A 15568-nucleotide genomic window follows, 5' to 3' on the forward strand; every position below is an offset into this window, starting at 1 on the left:
GCGCGCGTGCCGAGCATCCGTCTGGGAGAATGGATGCGGGACCAGCCGTGCCACAAGCGCGCCCGCGGACCAAGACAGTGCAGTCGGAAGGAACCTGATGCAACGCGAACACAGCGACGAATTTGACCGGTGGAATGCCCGCCAAGAACTGGCCGAGGCAATGATCCCCCTTATCGGTGGGCTGTATCGCAACCACGGTGTCGTGACCTCGATTCACGGCCGCCGCCTCATCAACCAGTCGCCTGTTGAAGTGCTGAAGGCTCACCGTTTTGCGCGTCAGCTCAACGAGAGCGAACTGCCGATCGAAGAGACGATGCCGATCATGGTGGCGCTCTCGGCAATGCCGCTGAATTCGGCATCCATTGATTTGGCGAAGCTCGTGAACCGTTTTCGCGAAGTTGGCGGCGAGCTCAATGACTTCTTGGCGGCTGAGCTTGAGCCGGTGCTCAAGAACGGCAGCGAAACGAAACCAGCGGGAGCGGATGTCGTGCTCTACGGTTTCGGACGTATCGGTCGGCTGTTGGCCCGCATCCTGATCGCGCACGCTGGCAATGGCGAGGGACTCCGTTTGCGCGCAGTCGTCGTGCGCAAGGGTTCAGACAATGACCTCGTGAAGCGGGCCAGCCTGTTGCGACGCGACAGCGTTCATGGCCCGTTCGAGGGAACGATCTCGGTTGACACCGAAGCCAACACGATTCTGGCCAACGGCACCCTCATCCAAGTGATCTACTCGAACGACCCGGCCACGATCGACTACACCGAGTACGGAATTTCGGATGCCATCGTCGTCGATAACACAGGCCGCTGGCGTGACGAAGCTGGCCTCGGTCAGCACCTCAAGTCGCAGGGAGTGAAGCGGGTCTTGCTGACGGCTCCCGGCAAGGGTGAGATCAAGAACATTGTGTACGGCCTCAATCACGACGCGATTGCCGACACCGACACGATCCTCTCGGCTGCGTCGTGCACGACCAACGCGATCTCGCCGGTACTCAAAGCGATCAACGACCAATACGGCATTGAGCACGGGCATGTTGAGACAGTGCACTCGTACACGAACGACCAAAACTTGACGGACAATTTCCATTCCGGCGACCGACGTGGACGGTCGGCACCGATGAACATGGTCATCACCGAGACCGGTGCTGCGAAGGCAGTCGCGAAGGCGGTTCCCGAGTTGGCGGGATTGCTGACCGGCAGCGCCATCCGCGTTCCCACCCCTAACGTGTCAATGGCGATTCTGAACCTCAACCTCGCGACCGAAACCACACGCGAAGAAGTGAACCGCTACCTGCGCAACCTCTCCCTTGACTCGACTCTGCAGCAGCAGATCGACTTCATTGATTCGCCCGAGGTCGTCTCGAGTGATTTCACCGGCTCGCACCGCGCGGGCATCGTTGACGGCCTTGCGACCATCAGCACCGGCAAGCATCTCGTGTTGTACGTCTGGTACGACAACGAGTTTGGTTACACCAGCCAGGTGGTGCGTGTGATTGAACACATGGGTCAAACGCACCCGCAAGTTATTCCCGAACGCGCCGTAGTCGGGGCATAATTTTCCGAACTGTGATCGTGTTACGCCCGCGCTTCACGCTGTGAGCGTAACAAAGGAAAACTCTCAGACTTGGCGTGTGAACATCGTTAAATGAACGATTCCGCGCTCCCCGTAATTGATCTCTCGCTACTCGATGGCGGCCCAGAAGCGGCTGCCAAGTTCCGGGATGATTTGCTGTGTGCCACCCACGATGTGGGGTTCTTTTACCTTGTCGGGCACGGTGTCGACGAAAAGTTGATGGATGACCTGCTTGCAGCATCCCGCGAGTTCTTTGACTTGCCCGCCGAGCAGAAGCTGGCCGTTGAAAACGTTAAGAGTCCGCAGTTTCGTGGCTACACGCGCGTCGGTGGCGAGCTGACGGAGGGCAAGACCGACTGGCGCGAACAGATCGACGTGGGCCCCGAGCGCGACGTTGTCGACAACGCTGCCGGGCTCGCTGACTACTGGCGCCTTGAGGGCCCGAACCTGTGGCCGGATGCCGTGCCGCAGCTTCGTGAGTTGGTCAACGAATGGAATGACAAACTCAGCGCCGTTTCGCTGCGCCTTCTGCGCGCGTGGGCTCACGCCCTCGGCGCTCCGGAGGACGTCTTCGACAATGCTTTTGCCGACAAGCCTTTCCCGCAGTTGAAGATCGTGCGGTATCCCGGTGAGTCCAACCCGGAGCCCAAGCAGGGTGTTGGTGCTCACCGTGACGGTGGAGTTCTCACGCTGCTGATGGTGGAGCCGGGCAAGGGTGGGCTGCAGGTCGACTACCAGGGCGAGTGGGTCGATGTTCCGCCGAAGCCCGGTGCGTTTGTTGTGAACATTGGCGAGATGCTCGAGCTCGCTACTGAGGGTTACCTCAAGGCGACGCTGCACCGCGTGATCTCGCCACTCATCGGCGATGACCGCATCTCGATTCCGTTCTTCTTCAATCCCGCGCTCGACACTGTGATTCCCCAGTTGCAGTTGCCGCCCGAGCTCGCCGCCCAGGCCCGCGGACTGTCGCTCGACCCCACGAACAGCCCGATCCTCGAAACGTATGGAGACAATGCGCTTCGCTACCGAATGCGGGCGCACCCCAACGTTGCCCAGATCCATCACGATGATCTGATTCAGGGCCCGCGGGGTGCGATCTAGAGGATTCTCTTTGAAGCGCCGAGGGCACTCGAGCTCTGTATTTCTTTCACTTTAGATCAGCGGATTCTGGGCTCGTTCGCAATTCGCCCAGTCTCGAATCCGCTTCGAAACTTCGAGCGATACGTCAGCGGCGAGGTTGAGTGTCTGCGTCCGGCCACACGAGACGGATCAGCTGTTGGATGGGCTCTCGGGCTGTGGGCTTGAGCAGACGCTGTCCGGTTGGTGCTAGCGAGGCAACTGCAATCTTGGCCTCGCGCTCGAGTTCGATCCCGTTGGAGGCAATTCCTAAAGAAGCTGCAGCTGCTGCGAGGTTCTGGGACCACTTTTTGCCGGGGTTCTTGAAATGATTCGAGTTGAACTCGCGATCGAAGGTGCTAGAAAGCGCTTCCAGGTAACTGGCTGGCTCTAACAAGTCTTCGATTTCAGATGATTTGCGGGCAGCGTCCCCGAGCATGAAAATGTCTGACTCCTTGAGCAAGCGGCTATCCCGCAGCTGGGCAGCCTCCGCTCGGCCAGCCTCGTCGTTGTCCAGGACGACTATTATTCTGCACACTGTAGATTTTTCTTTGCTGATTACCGCCCGAAGTTTGCCGCTTCCCTTGGTGGCTTTTAGGATCACTCGGCCGCTTCGGATATCGTCCGCCATTCGTGTGTGTTCCGGAGCAAGGATTTGAGAAAGCAGCGTCGCGTCTGTCAGCCCCTCGACGAGTACCACGGTCTCCGCAGATTCTAGATTGTCGTGCAACTGCACTCCGATCGCTTCCCGGATCTCTGAGAGGTTGCGGGCGATTTTTGCCTCGCTGCGTCGAACAATCAGGTTGGATGCGGCTCTGTCTCGGTTCACGAAAATTGGGTTGTGCGTCGCGAGAATGACTTGCTGGGTTTCAGATAACTCCTGAAATAAGATTTGTAGCTCGTGGACAGCGAAAGAGTGCAGGTGCGCTTCCGGTTCATCAACAAGCAAGATGAAACTGTTGCTCCTCGCTGTGACCTTGGCAAGTTCTTGGATCAGCGCCAGCGTTACAAGGCTCTTCACGCCGTCGCCTTTGTGTGCGAGCGATGTCATCACTCCGTCATCGATTTGAACGTCCCTAACAATGCTTGACGCTTCGAAGCTCGCGGTCTTGATCTCGATTCCTACTATCGACGGTAAATAGCCCTTTATGGACTCCGTCAGTTCGTCTCCGACTGTTCCTAATGCGGTGTCCAACATGCTCTGCAACTTCGCCGTGAGTTCCTTATACTCCTCCGAATACGTCAACTTCTGGATCTGAAGTTTCGCTAGGTGGCTCATCATGGCGCGAGCTTCCGCGTCTGTTCGAACTGCGGGTATTAGCACAAATGACAAGCGATCTGTGATGAACTGAGCGATCTCGCCGGCTTTGGCCTTGTGAGTGGCCGCCCCCTTACCCGGCTTGATAACTCCGAACGATGCAGCATTTTTGGAAAGCTTCATCTCAATAGGCAGCTCGCCATTGTTGCTGATCCCGGTTGCTTCCGTGAACTCCTCGACTTCTTTCGGAGTCAAGCTGAACTTGAGGCGCAATACAGTCGGGTGGGTTCCCCTTTTCTCTTGTTTTGATATCGGGTAATCCTCTTCCCAGCTGTATCCCCACTTCTGATCGCGGTTGGCAGCGGGTGCCCGTCTTGCGCCTCTCATAACAAGGCGCGCTTGCCCGCCAGTGAGCTGCCCCTTCGAGGACATGCTCGAAGGTAGGGTGCTCCAGAGCTCAATAAGATTCATCCCCAGACCTAACGCCCTGAGTAGGTTCGTTTTGCCTTCGTTGTTGGGCCCGACCAACGTTGTGAGGTCATCAATTTGGAAGCGGGTTTGCGCGCCGATCGATCGGTAGTTTTGGATGGTAGCTTCAACAAGCCGCAAAAGGTACTCCTTCGTCGGGCGCGATGCTGCGCCGTTTGACAAATACTCGCCTAAATTGGGGTGCTGAGCAAGCAGTGCGTTAATGCGCCGATTGATTCATGCGGCTCTCGACCTGGGCGGTTGATCGAGCGTCGGCTGGAGAAGTCCGGCTGCCGACTAGGGGAACCCGGCCCAAAGCGGCTGTATTCCGAATCGACGGGGCGGTAATCCTTGCTATTGAGTTCGTGGACCGGTGTGCAGAACTGGATCTTCGATTGATCGGCTTTCAGGCGTAGGGCCCGCACTGTGCGCGCGACTCTATGGGCGCGCGATCGCGGCCAATGCCCAAGCCCGCGGGCTGTCGCTCGACCCCACGAACAGCCCGATCCTCGAAACGTATGGAGACAATGCGCTTCGCTACCGAATGCGGGCGCACCCCAACGTTGCCCAGATTCATCACGATGATCTGATTCAGGGCCCGCGGGGTGCGATCTAGGTTGTGCATAGCCGGGCTTGCTCGGTGTTCGCCATTGCTGGTCATCAGCGTTTGGTATATCGTTTGATCACGCGTTCGACCCCGTGTGATGCGCGTGCGAGGGGTGGTGCAGTTGTTCAACTCTCTGTCGCGTTCAAGCACATCATACGTACTATGAATATCATCGAGGTTGATCACGATCCCCCGAGCGCGAAGGTTTCGCGTTGCCAACGAAGGAGAGCACCCAGTGAGATTTGCACGACTCGGCCCCATCGGGTCAGAAATCCCTGTTGTACTGCACGACGGAGGCGCATTTGATCTGCGCCCCATCGCGTCAGATATCGACGGATCGTTCTTTGCATCGGGCGGCATCGACGCCGCCCGTGCCGCCGTCGCTGCAGGAACCCTCCCCGCCGTCGAGACTGAGGGTGTTCGCGTCGGTGCAGCAATCGCTCAGCCCGGCAAAATCGTATGTGTCGGCCTCAACTACAGCGACCACGCGGAGGAAACCGGGGCAACGTTGCCCGACGAACCCGTCATCTTTATGAAAGACCCCAGCACCATGGTCGGCGCCTTCGACAACGTGCTCATCCCGCGCATGAGCGTCAAGACCGACTGGGAGGTCGAGCTCGGCGTCGTGATTGGCGCCACCGCTCGCTACCTTGACTCCCCGGATGACGCGGCCGCCGTCATTGCTGGTTACGCCGTCTCGCACGACGTTTCCGAGCGCGCTTTCCAACTCGAACGTGGCGGAACCTGGGACAAGGGTAAGAGCTGCGAGACCTTCAATCCGTTCGGGCCTGAGCTGGTAACCGCCGACGAGGTGTCCGACCCTCAAGCCTTGGGCTTGCGGCTGTGGGTGAATGGTGTCGAACGCCAGAATGGCACGACCGCGAATATGGCGTTCGGTGTCCACTACGTCGTCTGGTACTTGAGCCAGTTCATGGTGCTGCGCCCCGGCGATGTCATCAACACGGGAACGCCCGCCGGCGTGGCCATGGGTATTGAGGGCCAGCCGTATCTGCGGGCCGGCGATGTTGTTGAGCTCGAGATCGACGGCCTCGGTCGCGCACGCCAAGAGATGGTGCAAGCATGAGCGCCGAGTTCGACGGTCTCGTCGCGGTAGTTACCGGGGGAGCCTCCGGCATCGGGCTAGCCTCCGCGCTTGCTCTTGCTGAGCGTGGTGCAACGGTGGCCGTGCTCGATCTGAACCCTGAGGCTCTGGATGCTCGCCTGCACGGATTCGCAGCAGACGTGTCAGATCGTGCCTCCGTGGTCGCGGCGGTTGCGGCGGCGGCCGAGAAGTTGGGCGGCATCGACATCGTCGTGAACAACGCCGGCATCAGCGCGGTCGGAACCGTTGAAGAGAACGACGATGCTGAATGGGCTCGCGTGCTCAACATCAACGTGACTGGAATGGCAAGAGTGTCGGCAGCGGCCCTCCCGTGGCTGCGCAAGTCTGAGCATGCTGCGATCGTGAACCTTTGCTCCATCGCCGCCCTCAACGGCCTCCCGCAGCGCGCGCTCTATGGCGCCTCGAAAGGTGCCGTTCTTGCGCTCACCTACGCGATGGCGACCGACCATGTGGCGGATGGGGTGCGCGTCAACGCCGTCAGCCCCGGCACCGTCTCCACACCCTTTGTCGAACGGATGCTGCAGGGCTTCGACGATCCCGTCGCTGAACGCGCCGCCCTGGATGCCCGCCAGGCCACCGGACGCATGGTCACGCCCGAAGAAGTCGCCGGTGCCGTCGCGTATTTGGCGAGCCCACTCTCCGGCTCAACCACGGGCACCGCGCTCGAGGTTGATGGTGGAGTAACGCACCTTCGCGTCAGAAAGTAGGCGCTCGCGGCATCCGACTATCAAAAGTGGCAGTGGGAGGCCAAAACCGCTGGTATAGTTTTCTGGTTGGCGAAAGTCAATGAGATGCGCCCGTAGCTCAGCGGATAGAGCAATTGACTACGGATCAATAGGCCGGGGGTTCAAATCCCTCCGGGCGCACCAAATAAAGCAGGCCTGACCAGCACTTTCTCGTGGAGTGCGGTCGGGCCTGTTGTGGTTTCTGCCCACATCCTGCCCACACTTGAAAACAATGGGGCGTACTTTCGGGGCAAAAATCGACCTGTCCGACTCGGCGGAACCCAGTGTTTATCTGGGTTTTGGTCCAGCGGGCGGAGTTGACCAATTGACCTCTGAACAATCGCCTGAGTAGACGGTGATTGCGCCTAGCGGCGCGTAACCGAACTAGGGGCAGGTCAGGGAGTAACCGAAACACTCAGGAGACCCTTCTGCCTCGGAAACTGCCAGAGCAGTGGAGCAAAGACACTTAGCGGAAAGACCTGTTTCCAAGACAGATCGAGCCCCGGAAATCTGCCACTTCCTACCGAGGCTCGGAAGATGTTCCGCGTGTCTCGAAAGCTTTAGCTTTCTGAGACACCCACCTCGAACGTTTGACGCACCTTCATCTGGCTTAATCTCGGGTGAGTCATACGGGCACCGCACGCCCGCGCTCTTGACGGCCCCATGCGATAGCTCGGGAACGTCCGCTGCTCGTCCCGGTTGTGGGAGGGCGAGTGAAGGTGGGGGGCAATTGCCCGGCAATCCGAGAGCGGCTAGGCTGAGATCATGACAGAGTTTTCGGCTCTCACGGTTTTCGCAGGTCTCCCAGTTCGGGATCTGACGCTTGCGATCGAGTGGTACGAGCGGGTGTTGGGTCGTGCCCCTGACGCGCGACCCGCTCCCCAGATCGCCGACTACTACCTAACCGTTGATCGGGTGCCCGAGCATGGCACGCTTCAACTTCGGGAGGATGCCGACCGTGCCGGGGGTGGGATGACGACGATCAACGTGGAAGACATCACAGTGATCGCCCAGTCCCTTGCGAATCTGCAGGTGGCATTCGACACGCAAGAGTTCCCGATCGACGCCGTGACGGTTAGCTCCGTCACCGTGGGCACATTCGAAGACCCAGACGGCAACGCTGTCACCATCGTTCAACCTCACCTCCGGTCCACGGACTAGAGGCGTAAGTAAGGTCTTTCCGTTGCCCGACGGAAGCGGATCCTGCACAGACAACGTCGATTTGCCCCGCAGCAGGTTACCCTTGCGGGGTAGCGATACCGCCACATAGCGATCACAGAACGCCGCCACAAAGCGATCAATTTTACACTTCTGCCCTAGGTGTTTGGTTGCTGCGACGGGACGCTGCCAGGCAGTGCGGGCCGTCCTGTACCGGGTCGGGCGCGTCCGGGGTCGGCCTGCGCGGCCTACGCGCCATGAGTCGCCAACTACTACCCGAGATCGCCTTCGCGATCGATATTGCGGTTCCGGGTCGGCCGTGTGGCGGCCCAGACCGGGCTCGGTGCTCTTCGAGTGCTTGATCAACCACATCCGGCCGAGTCTGGCTGCTTCGGTTTCGCGTGCACGCGGGGCCGCGGAGCTGAGATCAATGGACGTTACAGCGCCCCTCGGCGCATCGATCCAGGTCGATCTGCCCGCGGTTCGACGGCGGTCAAGCGGCGCACGCCGCCCCGTCGGACATCGACCGCGTCGATGTCGCGCAATCGTCCGTCGCTCATGAATGCTCCGTCGAAAAGGAGCGCGATTTGCATCGAAACCGCTCCGAGCCCGGCATGTCCCCAAGGAGGCGGGCTTCGTAATTGTTCGAGTCGCAACTGCATCGCGACGGCTCCGGGACATCGCGATGGCGACAGCGCCTTCCATACCGTAGCGACCTCAGGAGCCTCACTCTCGTCCGAAGGTGTGGTCGCCGCATCGGCCGGCATCATCGCATTGCTCGATGCACTCACTGAGGTCAAATGTAGGACGCAGGCGCCCAAGGCAGGATGAGTCCAGAACCGGTTGGTCCTCGTGCAGGCATCCTCTCAAAAAGGGCAGCCGGCCTACTGCACCGCCGGCCTACTGCACCACCGGTCGACCAGCTCGCCGCACAACTCGTGGCGGGGAACTACATGGCCATTCCGGATAAAACTCGGACGCAAGGAGTTATCCCTGTTGGAGGTCTGCTGCGGTCAACGAGTTCGGCAGCTTATCGCCCTCGTTGCCTAGCCATTGATATTTATCACCATCTGCACCAAAGAGGCCGGCGGTGCCACCCGTGATGTAGAACTCATTTCCGGAGGCACCGGGCACGCCTGATTCCACTAAGAATACGAGATAGGACCCACTGGCGTCGATGACGATTTTGCTGCCGTCTTCAGACACCGAGTTGCCAGTTGCCAGCTGCCGGATCACGATTTCCTCACCGGCGCTAAACTTCTGGTCCAGTCTCGCATCATCGGGCAGTCCAGCTGGCTGGAAAATCGCCGTTATCTCAGCCGTGGATGCGGTATAGGCAGAAGCAGAATCTGTCTCGGGGTACTCTTTCTGACTCGTCACGTCGATGCTTGCCACGAGCGTGCTATCGGCGGCAAGCTCTTTGATGGAGTTGTAGAGCTTTACCCGTGAACCAGATGAGAACGTAACGGCCGGAGCGCAAGCTGCAAGCGACATAACGCTGACAACTGCCACCATCATGAGGAACTGTCGGCCGTATTTGGGGAGCGAAATCATTGTCCCAATCCAATCAGTAGAGAGCGTTCATTCCTTGAGAGTCATCCGCAACAAGTTGGCAGCCGATGCCCGCAGCGTAGTTGCTTGTCGAAACTGAATTCATAATGGCAGTAGCGGTCGAAGAATGATTGAGGCCCATCACGTGACCGATCTCGTGGACCCAAACGCACTTGCGCTTCGTCACCGAGTACGAATTCGTGTAATAGGTGTTGATCCATGATTCACCCGTGTGGCCATCGCACGCCCACGTCGACCTACCGTCGTATCCCGCCGCCCCATTGTTCTTATAGGTCACTGTGAACGCCGCCGTGGAGCTGGTGAGTAGATTCGCGTCTGTGACGTTCCAAGCGCGTACCGCTGCAGATACTTCGGATGCGAACGGCGTGCCGCCAAGGTTTTGATACCGCTGCGGACTCAAGGTACAGCCCGTCGTGGTGTAGGCGTTCGCCCCGGTTACACCAAGCCCAACTGACATTGTGGACACTAAACCAACTGCTAAGATCGCCGGGACGACTTTCTGATTGCGGCTGCGAAGCTTCATTGACTTCCCGATCCGTTTCGATGATTTGTAACGATGCTGGCCAAGTTACGCGCCCTAAAGGTGAACGTCAATCAATTTCGCGGTCGCCCGCTTGGTAATAACCTGCAGACGGCGACCGCGGCTCGGAAGCTGGGCTGGCGCGTGCGTATGGAGATCCGCCTGCGGTGGTCATGTCGGTGAAGGTTCGGCCCGCGGGCCGTCGTGATCTGCGGATTCATCCGGGATCCATCATTATGTAGTGATGGATGTCATCGTTCGAAGAGCGGTTCCTGACGAGTGGCGCGCCGTGCAAGACATCCGCCTTCGAGCACTAACTCGTGAGCCGTCTGCATTTGGCTCATCCGCGGGCGGAGAAAGCTTTCTCACCGAGGGTGATTGGCGGCAACGCATCGCGCACGGCTTCTCGGTACTCGCCTGGGCGGACGAGGAGCCCATCGGAATGGTGAGTGGAATCGTTAAGCGGGAGACCGGTGGGCACGAGCTGGTAGGGATGTGGGTCGACCCCGAACAGCGGGGAACTGGGGTGGCAACACTCGTGGTTGATGCCATGTGTGCCTAGGCGAAAGGCATGCGTGCGACAACGCTTGCTCTCTGGGTGGTTGTCGAGAACCAACGAGCGCGCCGGTTTTATGAGCGTGTCGGTTTTCGGGCTACAGGCGACTACGCGAAGCTTCCCAGTCACCCTGAGCTGTCTGAAGAAAAAATGACGATGGTCCTCCGTTAGAGGTTCCCTGTGACACAGGTCACGCCCGTGTTCGAGCTGCATGGGAAATCGTCGCGCTTGCGTGCTTTCGGATGAGAATAGTGGTCAGAGTGGCTCGTCAGAAACGTGAGGCTGAGTCCGCTGCGAAGCCAGCAATACGAACGATGTGATCGCACACGCGGTCGGGCGGGATTCTGTTCGCGGCCAACAAGGTAACGATGCCGTGGCCTGCCGCCCGGATTAGCTCCGCCGCCGCCGCCGCCGCCGCCGCGTCCGCTTCTTGCTCGGTGACGGTGCGGGCAACCTCTTCCTTCAGAATGCTGAATGCTGTGTGCAACTCCCCGGAAGTATCAGCAGACGCGAACGGGAGTGTCGTTCGGGTCGAGAACATTGCCTCACAAGCCTCGGCCATTCAACCTGTTTGGAGTCGGCTCTTGCGCGCTTCGAGTTGATTGGCACCTGTTTGACCGTGCCACGTTCGAGATTGGTCGCACTCTGCTCGCGACAGGGGACGAAGGTCAGAGCATCGAACTTTATTCGGCTGAGCGTTCGATTGTCGACGCGTTCAGGCTGCGAGGCACTGTCGGGTACGAGACCGGTATTGAGGCGTTGCGCAATTGGTTGAAGCACCCAGAGCATCCCAACCCGCCAGGTTGTTTGCCATTGCGCAGGCCCTGCCGCGAGCGGTCGGCCCCTACGAACCGCCTTGGAGATACTGACATGACCCCGGAGCAGACTTTTGCTGCGCTGCAACGCATCGCCCGATAGCAGGACCGCGCGCTGTGCGAAGTCCGTCGTCGAGGACATGGCTTTGGCCGTCCTCAAAGATCATCTCACTGAAGTGTCGACATTCCTGAATCCAGTCTTCGTGGACGCAGTCGAACCTGCGGCAGCGTGGGACCTAACTTCGAAGACGTGGATCTAAGGCTGCTTGTTCTCTTTCCCTAATTCCACCGATGCAGTGGAGACGTAGCTCGTTACCGAGCAATAATCAGATTGACCGTGCCCACATTTCACCCACACTTGGGGAGCATCGCCGTCAGCGCGCGGCATCGGAGTCGCGCCCAGTCACCAGTGTTTTGCAGAGATTTTGGACAGTTCCGCGCAACTCCGCGGAAACGGCTTTCGACTACGGATCAATAGGCCGGGGGTTCAAATCCCTCCGGGCGCACCACTCGAGAAAGACCCCGCCTGTTGTGGCGGGGTCTTTCTTTTTTATGTTTGGCCAGTCTCCGCCGCGAAGGCTCCCGGCGCCAGGGCGAACAGGCAGGCCCTCAGCTGCCATGCACCTACGCGCGGGGTTCGGACCCCAGCGTCTTGAGTAGTTCGCCGATCTGGTGGTGGTGCTCTAGAGGGTGCCGAAGCGGCAGATCCGGGTAGAGCTCGTAGCTGTTGCGTCGTCCATCCCGCTTGCGCGTGAGGTACCCGTCTTCGACAAGTTCGGCGACGATGCGCTGGGCGGCTCGTTCGGTGATGCCCACGGCTTCGGCGATGTCCCGTAACCGCATAGTGGGATCCCTAGAAACACACAATAGAACGTGTGCGTGATTGGTCAGGAAGGTCCAGCTGTTCATCTTTCCATCCTAGGTGACACGCGCTGTGCAATACACGCTATGGTTATCGTGTATTGCACAGCGTATATTCAGGAGGTTGGCCCTTGGGCTCCTCCTAGGGGCTACGGACCGTAAGCGAACCAGAGAGTCACCGCGTGATCGATCCCATCATCCTGTTCTTCCTGCTCGGAGCCGTCGCGGGCTTGTTAAGGTCGGAATTGCGTCTTCCGGCGGCAGTGTACGAGTTCGTCAGTATCGTGCTGCTGCTCTCCATCGGGCTCAAAGGCGGCGTCGAACTCGCCAAGCAGCCCTTCTCCACCCTGTTGCCGCACATGGGGGCAGTGATAGCCATGGGCTTCGTCCTCACGCTGCTCGCCTTCCCTGTCCTGCGCTATCTGGGACGCTTCACGCGCGCGGATGCCGCCTCTATCGCCGCCCATTACGGCTCCGTGAGCGTCGGCACGTTCGCGGTGGCGGTCGCCTATCTGGGCAGCAGGCAGATCCCCTTCGAAGAACACATGCCGCTGCTTCTGGTCATGCTGGAGGTGCCGGCCATCCTTGTGGGAATCGTGCTGGCGCGGGGCCTTTCGCGCGAGACGCGCTGGCGGTCGGTGGCCCACGAGGTGTTCCTGGGCAAGGGAATTGTTTTGCTGCTGGGTGGCCTGCTCATTGGCTGGGCAGCTGGGCCGGACGGGTTAAAGCCGATAGAGCCGTTCTTCTTCGATCTCTTCAAGGGATTCCTCGCCGTATTTCTGCTGGAGATGGGGTTGATCACCGCGAAGCAAATCGGCAGCCTTCGCCGCTACGGGCCATTTCTGGTCGCCTTCGGAATCGGGATGCCACTCTTCTCAGCGCTAGTGGGCACCTGGCTGGGCTGGGTTCTTGACCTCTCCGTCGGCGGAACGGCAATCCTGGCGACGCTGGCGGCGAGTGCCTCATACATCGCGGTGCCGGCGGCCATGCGCATTTCCGTGCCCGAGGCGAACCCCACGCTGTCGCTCGCCGCGGCGCTGGGAATAACCTTCCCCTTCAACGTCTTGCTCGGCATCCCGATCTACCACGCACTTGCCGTGTGGGCACATACATTCGCGAGAGGATGAGAGCCATGCAGAGCTATCACCGCAGGTTGTTAACCGTCATCACTGAAGCCGCACTCGAGAGCACCCTTGTTCGAGATCTCGACCAGCTGAACGCCCACGGTTACACCATTACAGATGCCCGCGGCAAAGGTAACCGCGGCGTTCGCGATGCTGGCTGGGAGGCCAGTAGCAACATCCGCATCGAGGTGGTGTGCGACGCGGAGACGGCCGAAGCAATCGCCGCGTACCTTCAGGAGCACTACTACGCCGACTACGCCATGATCCTGTTCATGAGCGATATCGACGTGCTGCGACCCACGAAATTCTAAGCCGCCGCTCGAATCTTCGCGCAACGGCGCGATGTGCACTAGAACAGAATCGGCACGCGCCGAGTTCCCATCCAGAGTTCCCAAAAACCTGGGCGCAACCTTAAGGGGAAGAATGTTGAAGCGAGATGGAACCCGAGATGAGAACGTAGACGATTCACGTGGCCATGTCATAGAGCACGCGATACTTCCGGTGAAGCCCGGCCTTGAGGCGGAGTTCGAAGCGGCTTTCGCCCAAGCGAAGAGCATCATTGCGGCTATGCCGGGATTCCGCGGACTGACGCTCTCACGCGGGGTCGAGCATCCCGAAACGTATCTGCTGCTCGTGCGGTGGGACACCGTTGACGACCACGAGATTGGATTTCGGGGTTCGCCCGAGTACCAGCAGTGGCGAGCGCTGTTGCACGAGTTTTACGAACCGTTCCCGGTCGTTGAGCACTTCGACGAGGTTGAGCGGGTCTAGACGAATGGCTGAATGGCCCGAACCACTTTCGCTCTCGAGCCGTAAAGCGCGCAGGATAGGGGGATGCTGCTTCCCGCGATCATCCTCATCACTCTTGCCCTTGTCTTGTACACAATTGGTGTGTGGAGCGAGCGCGTGCAGAAAGTGCTCAAGCCGTGGCACACAGTTTTCTTCGCGCTTGGGCTAGCTGCTGATGCGAGCGGCACATTTCTGATGAACCTGATCGCCAACGAAAATCGGGCCGCGGGCATCGAGCAGAGTTTTCTGAATCAGCTCATGGGCGTCACGGGAGTGATCGCGATCGTGCTCATGGCCGTGCACCTCGCTTGGGCGATCGTGGTGCTGGTGCGCAATCGTGAAGCGGAGAAGCACCGATTCCACCGTTTTTCGGTCATCGTGTGGGTGATCTGGCTTGTTCCTTACATCGGTGGGGCGCTCGGTTCCAGCCTGGGCTAGAACCGCTCTGCCAGTTCGATCAACCGATTCGTTCGCGCAGGAACGCGACCACTCGGCTCCGGGCGTCCGCCGCCGAATTTGCGGGATCTTCACGCACTTCTTTCGTGAGCACGGAGTGCGCAGAGGCATCGTAGCCATCGGGGTTTCCCGGCGACGAATCAAGCTGAATAATCTCGAAGGCATCCCCGAGACGTTTCTTGATCGTGTCGAAGCGGGCACGCGGCACCAGAGCGTCTTCGCTGAAACGCAAGCCGAGGGCGCACACTTCTCCCGCGTTGGCTCGTGCGGCGATGCGGTCGAACTCCTCGGCAGAGACTCCGGGATCGAGCTGGCGTGCGCGCCCGACCGGGAAGGGCACGGCGGGTTGACTCAAGACCGATGCCGCAACGGAGTCGTCAATCGCTGCCGCTAGCGCGAAGCCGCCCGTAAAGCATTGGCCGATCATCCCGACCCCTCGTCCTGGAGTTCGCGCGGCGAGATCGCATGCGACGGCCCTGAGGTAGTCGGTGATTGGCCGGGCGGAGTTCATGGCGAAGGCACGAAACTCGGATGACACGCAGAGTCGAAGCACGACGCCCATTTGGTAACTGCCCGAGTTGGAGCGCCCGGGAGTTCCGAACGGTGACGGCACGACGACAGTGAAGCCTGCACCAACGAGGTGTTCTGCGAGGCCGAGCACCTCGGGGGTGATCCCGGGAATCTCTGGGATCAGCACAACCCCTGGCCCTGAACCCTTTTCGAAACAGTCGAAGGTCATACCGGCGGCAGTGAACGGGGTGCGGATCCATCCGTTCAGGGTGCCGACCGGGGCGGAGGGAACGCTAACGGCTGTCATGGCTCCATCATGCCGCACCGAGCCGCATCCGGG

Annotated in this window: 18 protein-coding genes and 1 tRNA gene; 12 read left to right on the plus strand and 7 right to left on the minus strand. The window is 59.7% G+C overall.

Annotation, left to right across the window (positions count from 1 at the left end):
* Window positions 1–97 precede the first annotated feature (97 nt).
* Together I6E56_RS10105 and I6E56_RS10110 are read left to right on the plus strand one after the other, a co-directional pair.
* On the plus strand, window positions 98–1552 hold the full coding sequence (locus tag I6E56_RS10105; RefSeq protein WP_197137804.1) for a glyceraldehyde-3-phosphate dehydrogenase: 1455 nt from the start codon (window positions 98–100) through the stop codon (window positions 1550–1552).
* A 90-nt stretch (window positions 1553–1642) separates the two neighbouring features.
* On the plus strand, window positions 1643–2671 hold the full coding sequence (locus I6E56_RS10110) for an isopenicillin N synthase family oxygenase (protein ID WP_197137806.1): 1029 nt from the start codon (window positions 1643–1645) through the stop codon (window positions 2669–2671).
* A 124-nt stretch (window positions 2672–2795) separates the two neighbouring features.
* Here the strand turns inward: I6E56_RS10110 and I6E56_RS10115 are convergent, their stop codons facing one another.
* A complete protein-coding gene (locus I6E56_RS10115) occupies window positions 2796–4595 on the minus strand; it encodes an ATP-dependent endonuclease (protein WP_197137808.1) in 1800 nt (599 codons plus the stop codon).
* Between the two features lie 659 nt (window positions 4596–5254).
* Here I6E56_RS10115 and I6E56_RS10120 point away from each other — a divergent pair.
* The 4 genes from I6E56_RS10120 (at window position 5255) to I6E56_RS10135 (ending at window position 8028) form a co-directional block, all read left to right on the plus strand.
* Complete coding sequence (locus I6E56_RS10120) at window positions 5255–6103, plus strand: fumarylacetoacetate hydrolase family protein (RefSeq protein ID WP_197137810.1); 849 nt, start codon at window positions 5255–5257, stop codon at window positions 6101–6103.
* Entirely contained in the window at window positions 6100–6849 is a 750-nt protein-coding gene (locus I6E56_RS10125) for an SDR family NAD(P)-dependent oxidoreductase (RefSeq protein ID WP_197137812.1), read from the plus strand. The genes I6E56_RS10120 and I6E56_RS10125 overlap by 4 nt, the downstream gene beginning before the upstream one ends.
* An 86-nt stretch (window positions 6850–6935) precedes the next feature.
* Window positions 6936–7011, plus strand: a tRNA-Arg gene (locus tag I6E56_RS10130).
* Between the two features lie 621 nt (window positions 7012–7632).
* Entirely contained in the window at window positions 7633–8028 is a 396-nt protein-coding gene (locus I6E56_RS10135) for a VOC family protein (RefSeq protein WP_197109049.1), read from the plus strand.
* 434 nt (window positions 8029–8462) lie between these two features.
* Here the strand turns inward: I6E56_RS10135 and I6E56_RS15205 are convergent, their stop codons facing one another.
* From I6E56_RS15205 to I6E56_RS10145, 3 genes are all read right to left on the minus strand, one after another.
* Complete coding sequence (locus I6E56_RS15205; RefSeq protein WP_255529381.1) at window positions 8463–8585, minus strand: hypothetical protein; 123 nt, start codon at window positions 8583–8585, stop codon at window positions 8463–8465.
* A gap of 427 nt (window positions 8586–9012) precedes the next feature.
* Window positions 9013–9579 carry a hypothetical protein gene (locus I6E56_RS10140; protein WP_197109048.1) on the minus strand — a complete coding sequence of 189 codons (567 nt, stop codon included), beginning with the start codon at window positions 9577–9579 and terminating at the stop codon, window positions 9013–9015.
* Between the two features lie 13 nt (window positions 9580–9592).
* On the minus strand, window positions 9593–10054 hold the full coding sequence (locus I6E56_RS10145; RefSeq protein ID WP_197109047.1) for a M57 family metalloprotease: 462 nt from the start codon (window positions 10052–10054) through the stop codon (window positions 9593–9595).
* Window positions 10055–10361: 307 nt separating this feature from the next.
* On the opposite strand from I6E56_RS10145, the gene I6E56_RS10150 reads away from it, so the two are divergent.
* Both I6E56_RS10150 and I6E56_RS10155 read left to right on the plus strand, forming a co-directional pair.
* The gene (locus tag I6E56_RS10150; protein ID WP_197137816.1) at window positions 10362–10679 is read left to right on the plus strand and encodes a GNAT family N-acetyltransferase; all 318 of its coding nucleotides are present in this window, start codon (window positions 10362–10364) and stop codon (window positions 10677–10679) included.
* 9 nt (window positions 10680–10688) lie between these two features.
* Complete coding sequence (locus I6E56_RS10155) at window positions 10689–10844, plus strand: GNAT family N-acetyltransferase (RefSeq protein ID WP_197109045.1); 156 nt, start codon at window positions 10689–10691, stop codon at window positions 10842–10844.
* A 97-nt stretch (window positions 10845–10941) separates the two neighbouring features.
* Here I6E56_RS10155 and I6E56_RS10160 read toward each other — a convergent pair whose 3' ends face one another.
* Window positions 10942–11214: a hypothetical protein gene (locus I6E56_RS10160; RefSeq protein ID WP_197137818.1), complete on the minus strand. Its 273-nt coding sequence runs from the start codon at window positions 11212–11214 to the stop codon at window positions 10942–10944.
* Between the two features lie 898 nt (window positions 11215–12112).
* On the minus strand, window positions 12113–12397 hold the full coding sequence (locus I6E56_RS10165; protein WP_197137819.1) for a helix-turn-helix domain-containing protein: 285 nt from the start codon (window positions 12395–12397) through the stop codon (window positions 12113–12115).
* A 134-nt stretch (window positions 12398–12531) separates the two neighbouring features.
* Between I6E56_RS10165 and I6E56_RS10170 the strand changes: the two genes are divergently transcribed.
* From I6E56_RS10170 to I6E56_RS10185, 4 genes are all read left to right on the plus strand, one after another.
* Window positions 12532–13476 carry a sodium-dependent bicarbonate transport family permease gene (locus I6E56_RS10170; RefSeq protein WP_197137822.1) on the plus strand — a complete coding sequence of 315 codons (945 nt, stop codon included), beginning with the start codon at window positions 12532–12534 and terminating at the stop codon, window positions 13474–13476.
* Between the two features lie 5 nt (window positions 13477–13481).
* On the plus strand, window positions 13482–13784 hold the full coding sequence (locus I6E56_RS10175; protein ID WP_197109042.1) for a P-II family nitrogen regulator: 303 nt from the start codon (window positions 13482–13484) through the stop codon (window positions 13782–13784).
* A 112-nt stretch (window positions 13785–13896) separates the two neighbouring features.
* Window positions 13897–14244 carry an antibiotic biosynthesis monooxygenase gene (locus I6E56_RS10180; protein WP_197137824.1) on the plus strand — a complete coding sequence of 116 codons (348 nt, stop codon included), beginning with the start codon at window positions 13897–13899 and terminating at the stop codon, window positions 14242–14244.
* Window positions 14245–14307: 63 nt separating this feature from the next.
* A complete protein-coding gene (locus I6E56_RS10185; protein WP_197137826.1) occupies window positions 14308–14700 on the plus strand; it encodes an HsmA family protein in 393 nt (130 codons plus the stop codon).
* Between the two features lie 19 nt (window positions 14701–14719).
* On the opposite strand, the gene I6E56_RS10190 is transcribed toward I6E56_RS10185, so the two are convergent.
* A complete protein-coding gene (locus tag I6E56_RS10190; RefSeq protein ID WP_197137828.1) occupies window positions 14720–15535 on the minus strand; it encodes a dienelactone hydrolase family protein in 816 nt (271 codons plus the stop codon).
* Between the last annotated feature and the right edge of the window lie 33 nt (window positions 15536–15568).

Source organism: Salinibacterium sp. NK8237 (assembly GCF_015864955.1).
Lineage (GTDB): Bacteria > Actinomycetota > Actinomycetes > Actinomycetales > Microbacteriaceae > Rhodoglobus.

Bases quoted from the DNA above. Each gene is read 5' to 3' on its own strand.
- I6E56_RS10105 (WP_197137804.1), top strand. From the start codon at position 98: ATGCAACGCGAACACAGCGACGAATTTGACCGGTGGAATGCCCGCCAA.
- I6E56_RS10110 (WP_197137806.1), top strand. From the start codon at position 1,643: ATGAACGATTCCGCGCTCCCCGTAATTGATCTCTCGCTACTCGATGGC.
- I6E56_RS10125 (WP_197137812.1), top strand. From the start codon at position 6,100: ATGAGCGCCGAGTTCGACGGTCTCGTCGCGGTAGTTACCGGGGGAGCC.
- I6E56_RS10135 (WP_197109049.1), top strand. From the start codon at position 7,633: ATGACAGAGTTTTCGGCTCTCACGGTTTTCGCAGGTCTCCCAGTTCGG.
- I6E56_RS15205 (WP_255529381.1), bottom strand. From the start codon at position 8,585: ATGAGCGACGGACGATTGCGCGACATCGACGCGGTCGATGTCCGACGG.
- I6E56_RS10140 (WP_197109048.1), bottom strand. From the start codon at position 9,579: ATGATTTCGCTCCCCAAATACGGCCGACAGTTCCTCATGATGGTGGCA.
- I6E56_RS10145 (WP_197109047.1), bottom strand. From the start codon at position 10,054: ATGTCAGTTGGGCTTGGTGTAACCGGGGCGAACGCCTACACCACGACG.
- I6E56_RS10150 (WP_197137816.1), top strand. From the start codon at position 10,362: ATGGATGTCATCGTTCGAAGAGCGGTTCCTGACGAGTGGCGCGCCGTG.
- I6E56_RS10155 (WP_197109045.1), top strand. From the start codon at position 10,689: ATGCGTGCGACAACGCTTGCTCTCTGGGTGGTTGTCGAGAACCAACGA.
- I6E56_RS10160 (WP_197137818.1), bottom strand. From the start codon at position 11,214: ATGTTCTCGACCCGAACGACACTCCCGTTCGCGTCTGCTGATACTTCC.
- I6E56_RS10165 (WP_197137819.1), bottom strand. From the start codon at position 12,397: ATGAACAGCTGGACCTTCCTGACCAATCACGCACACGTTCTATTGTGT.
- I6E56_RS10175 (WP_197109042.1), top strand. From the start codon at position 13,482: ATGCAGAGCTATCACCGCAGGTTGTTAACCGTCATCACTGAAGCCGCA.
- I6E56_RS10180 (WP_197137824.1), top strand. From the start codon at position 13,897: ATGTTGAAGCGAGATGGAACCCGAGATGAGAACGTAGACGATTCACGT.
- I6E56_RS10185 (WP_197137826.1), top strand. From the start codon at position 14,308: ATGCTGCTTCCCGCGATCATCCTCATCACTCTTGCCCTTGTCTTGTAC.
- I6E56_RS10190 (WP_197137828.1), bottom strand. From the start codon at position 15,535: ATGACAGCCGTTAGCGTTCCCTCCGCCCCGGTCGGCACCCTGAACGGA.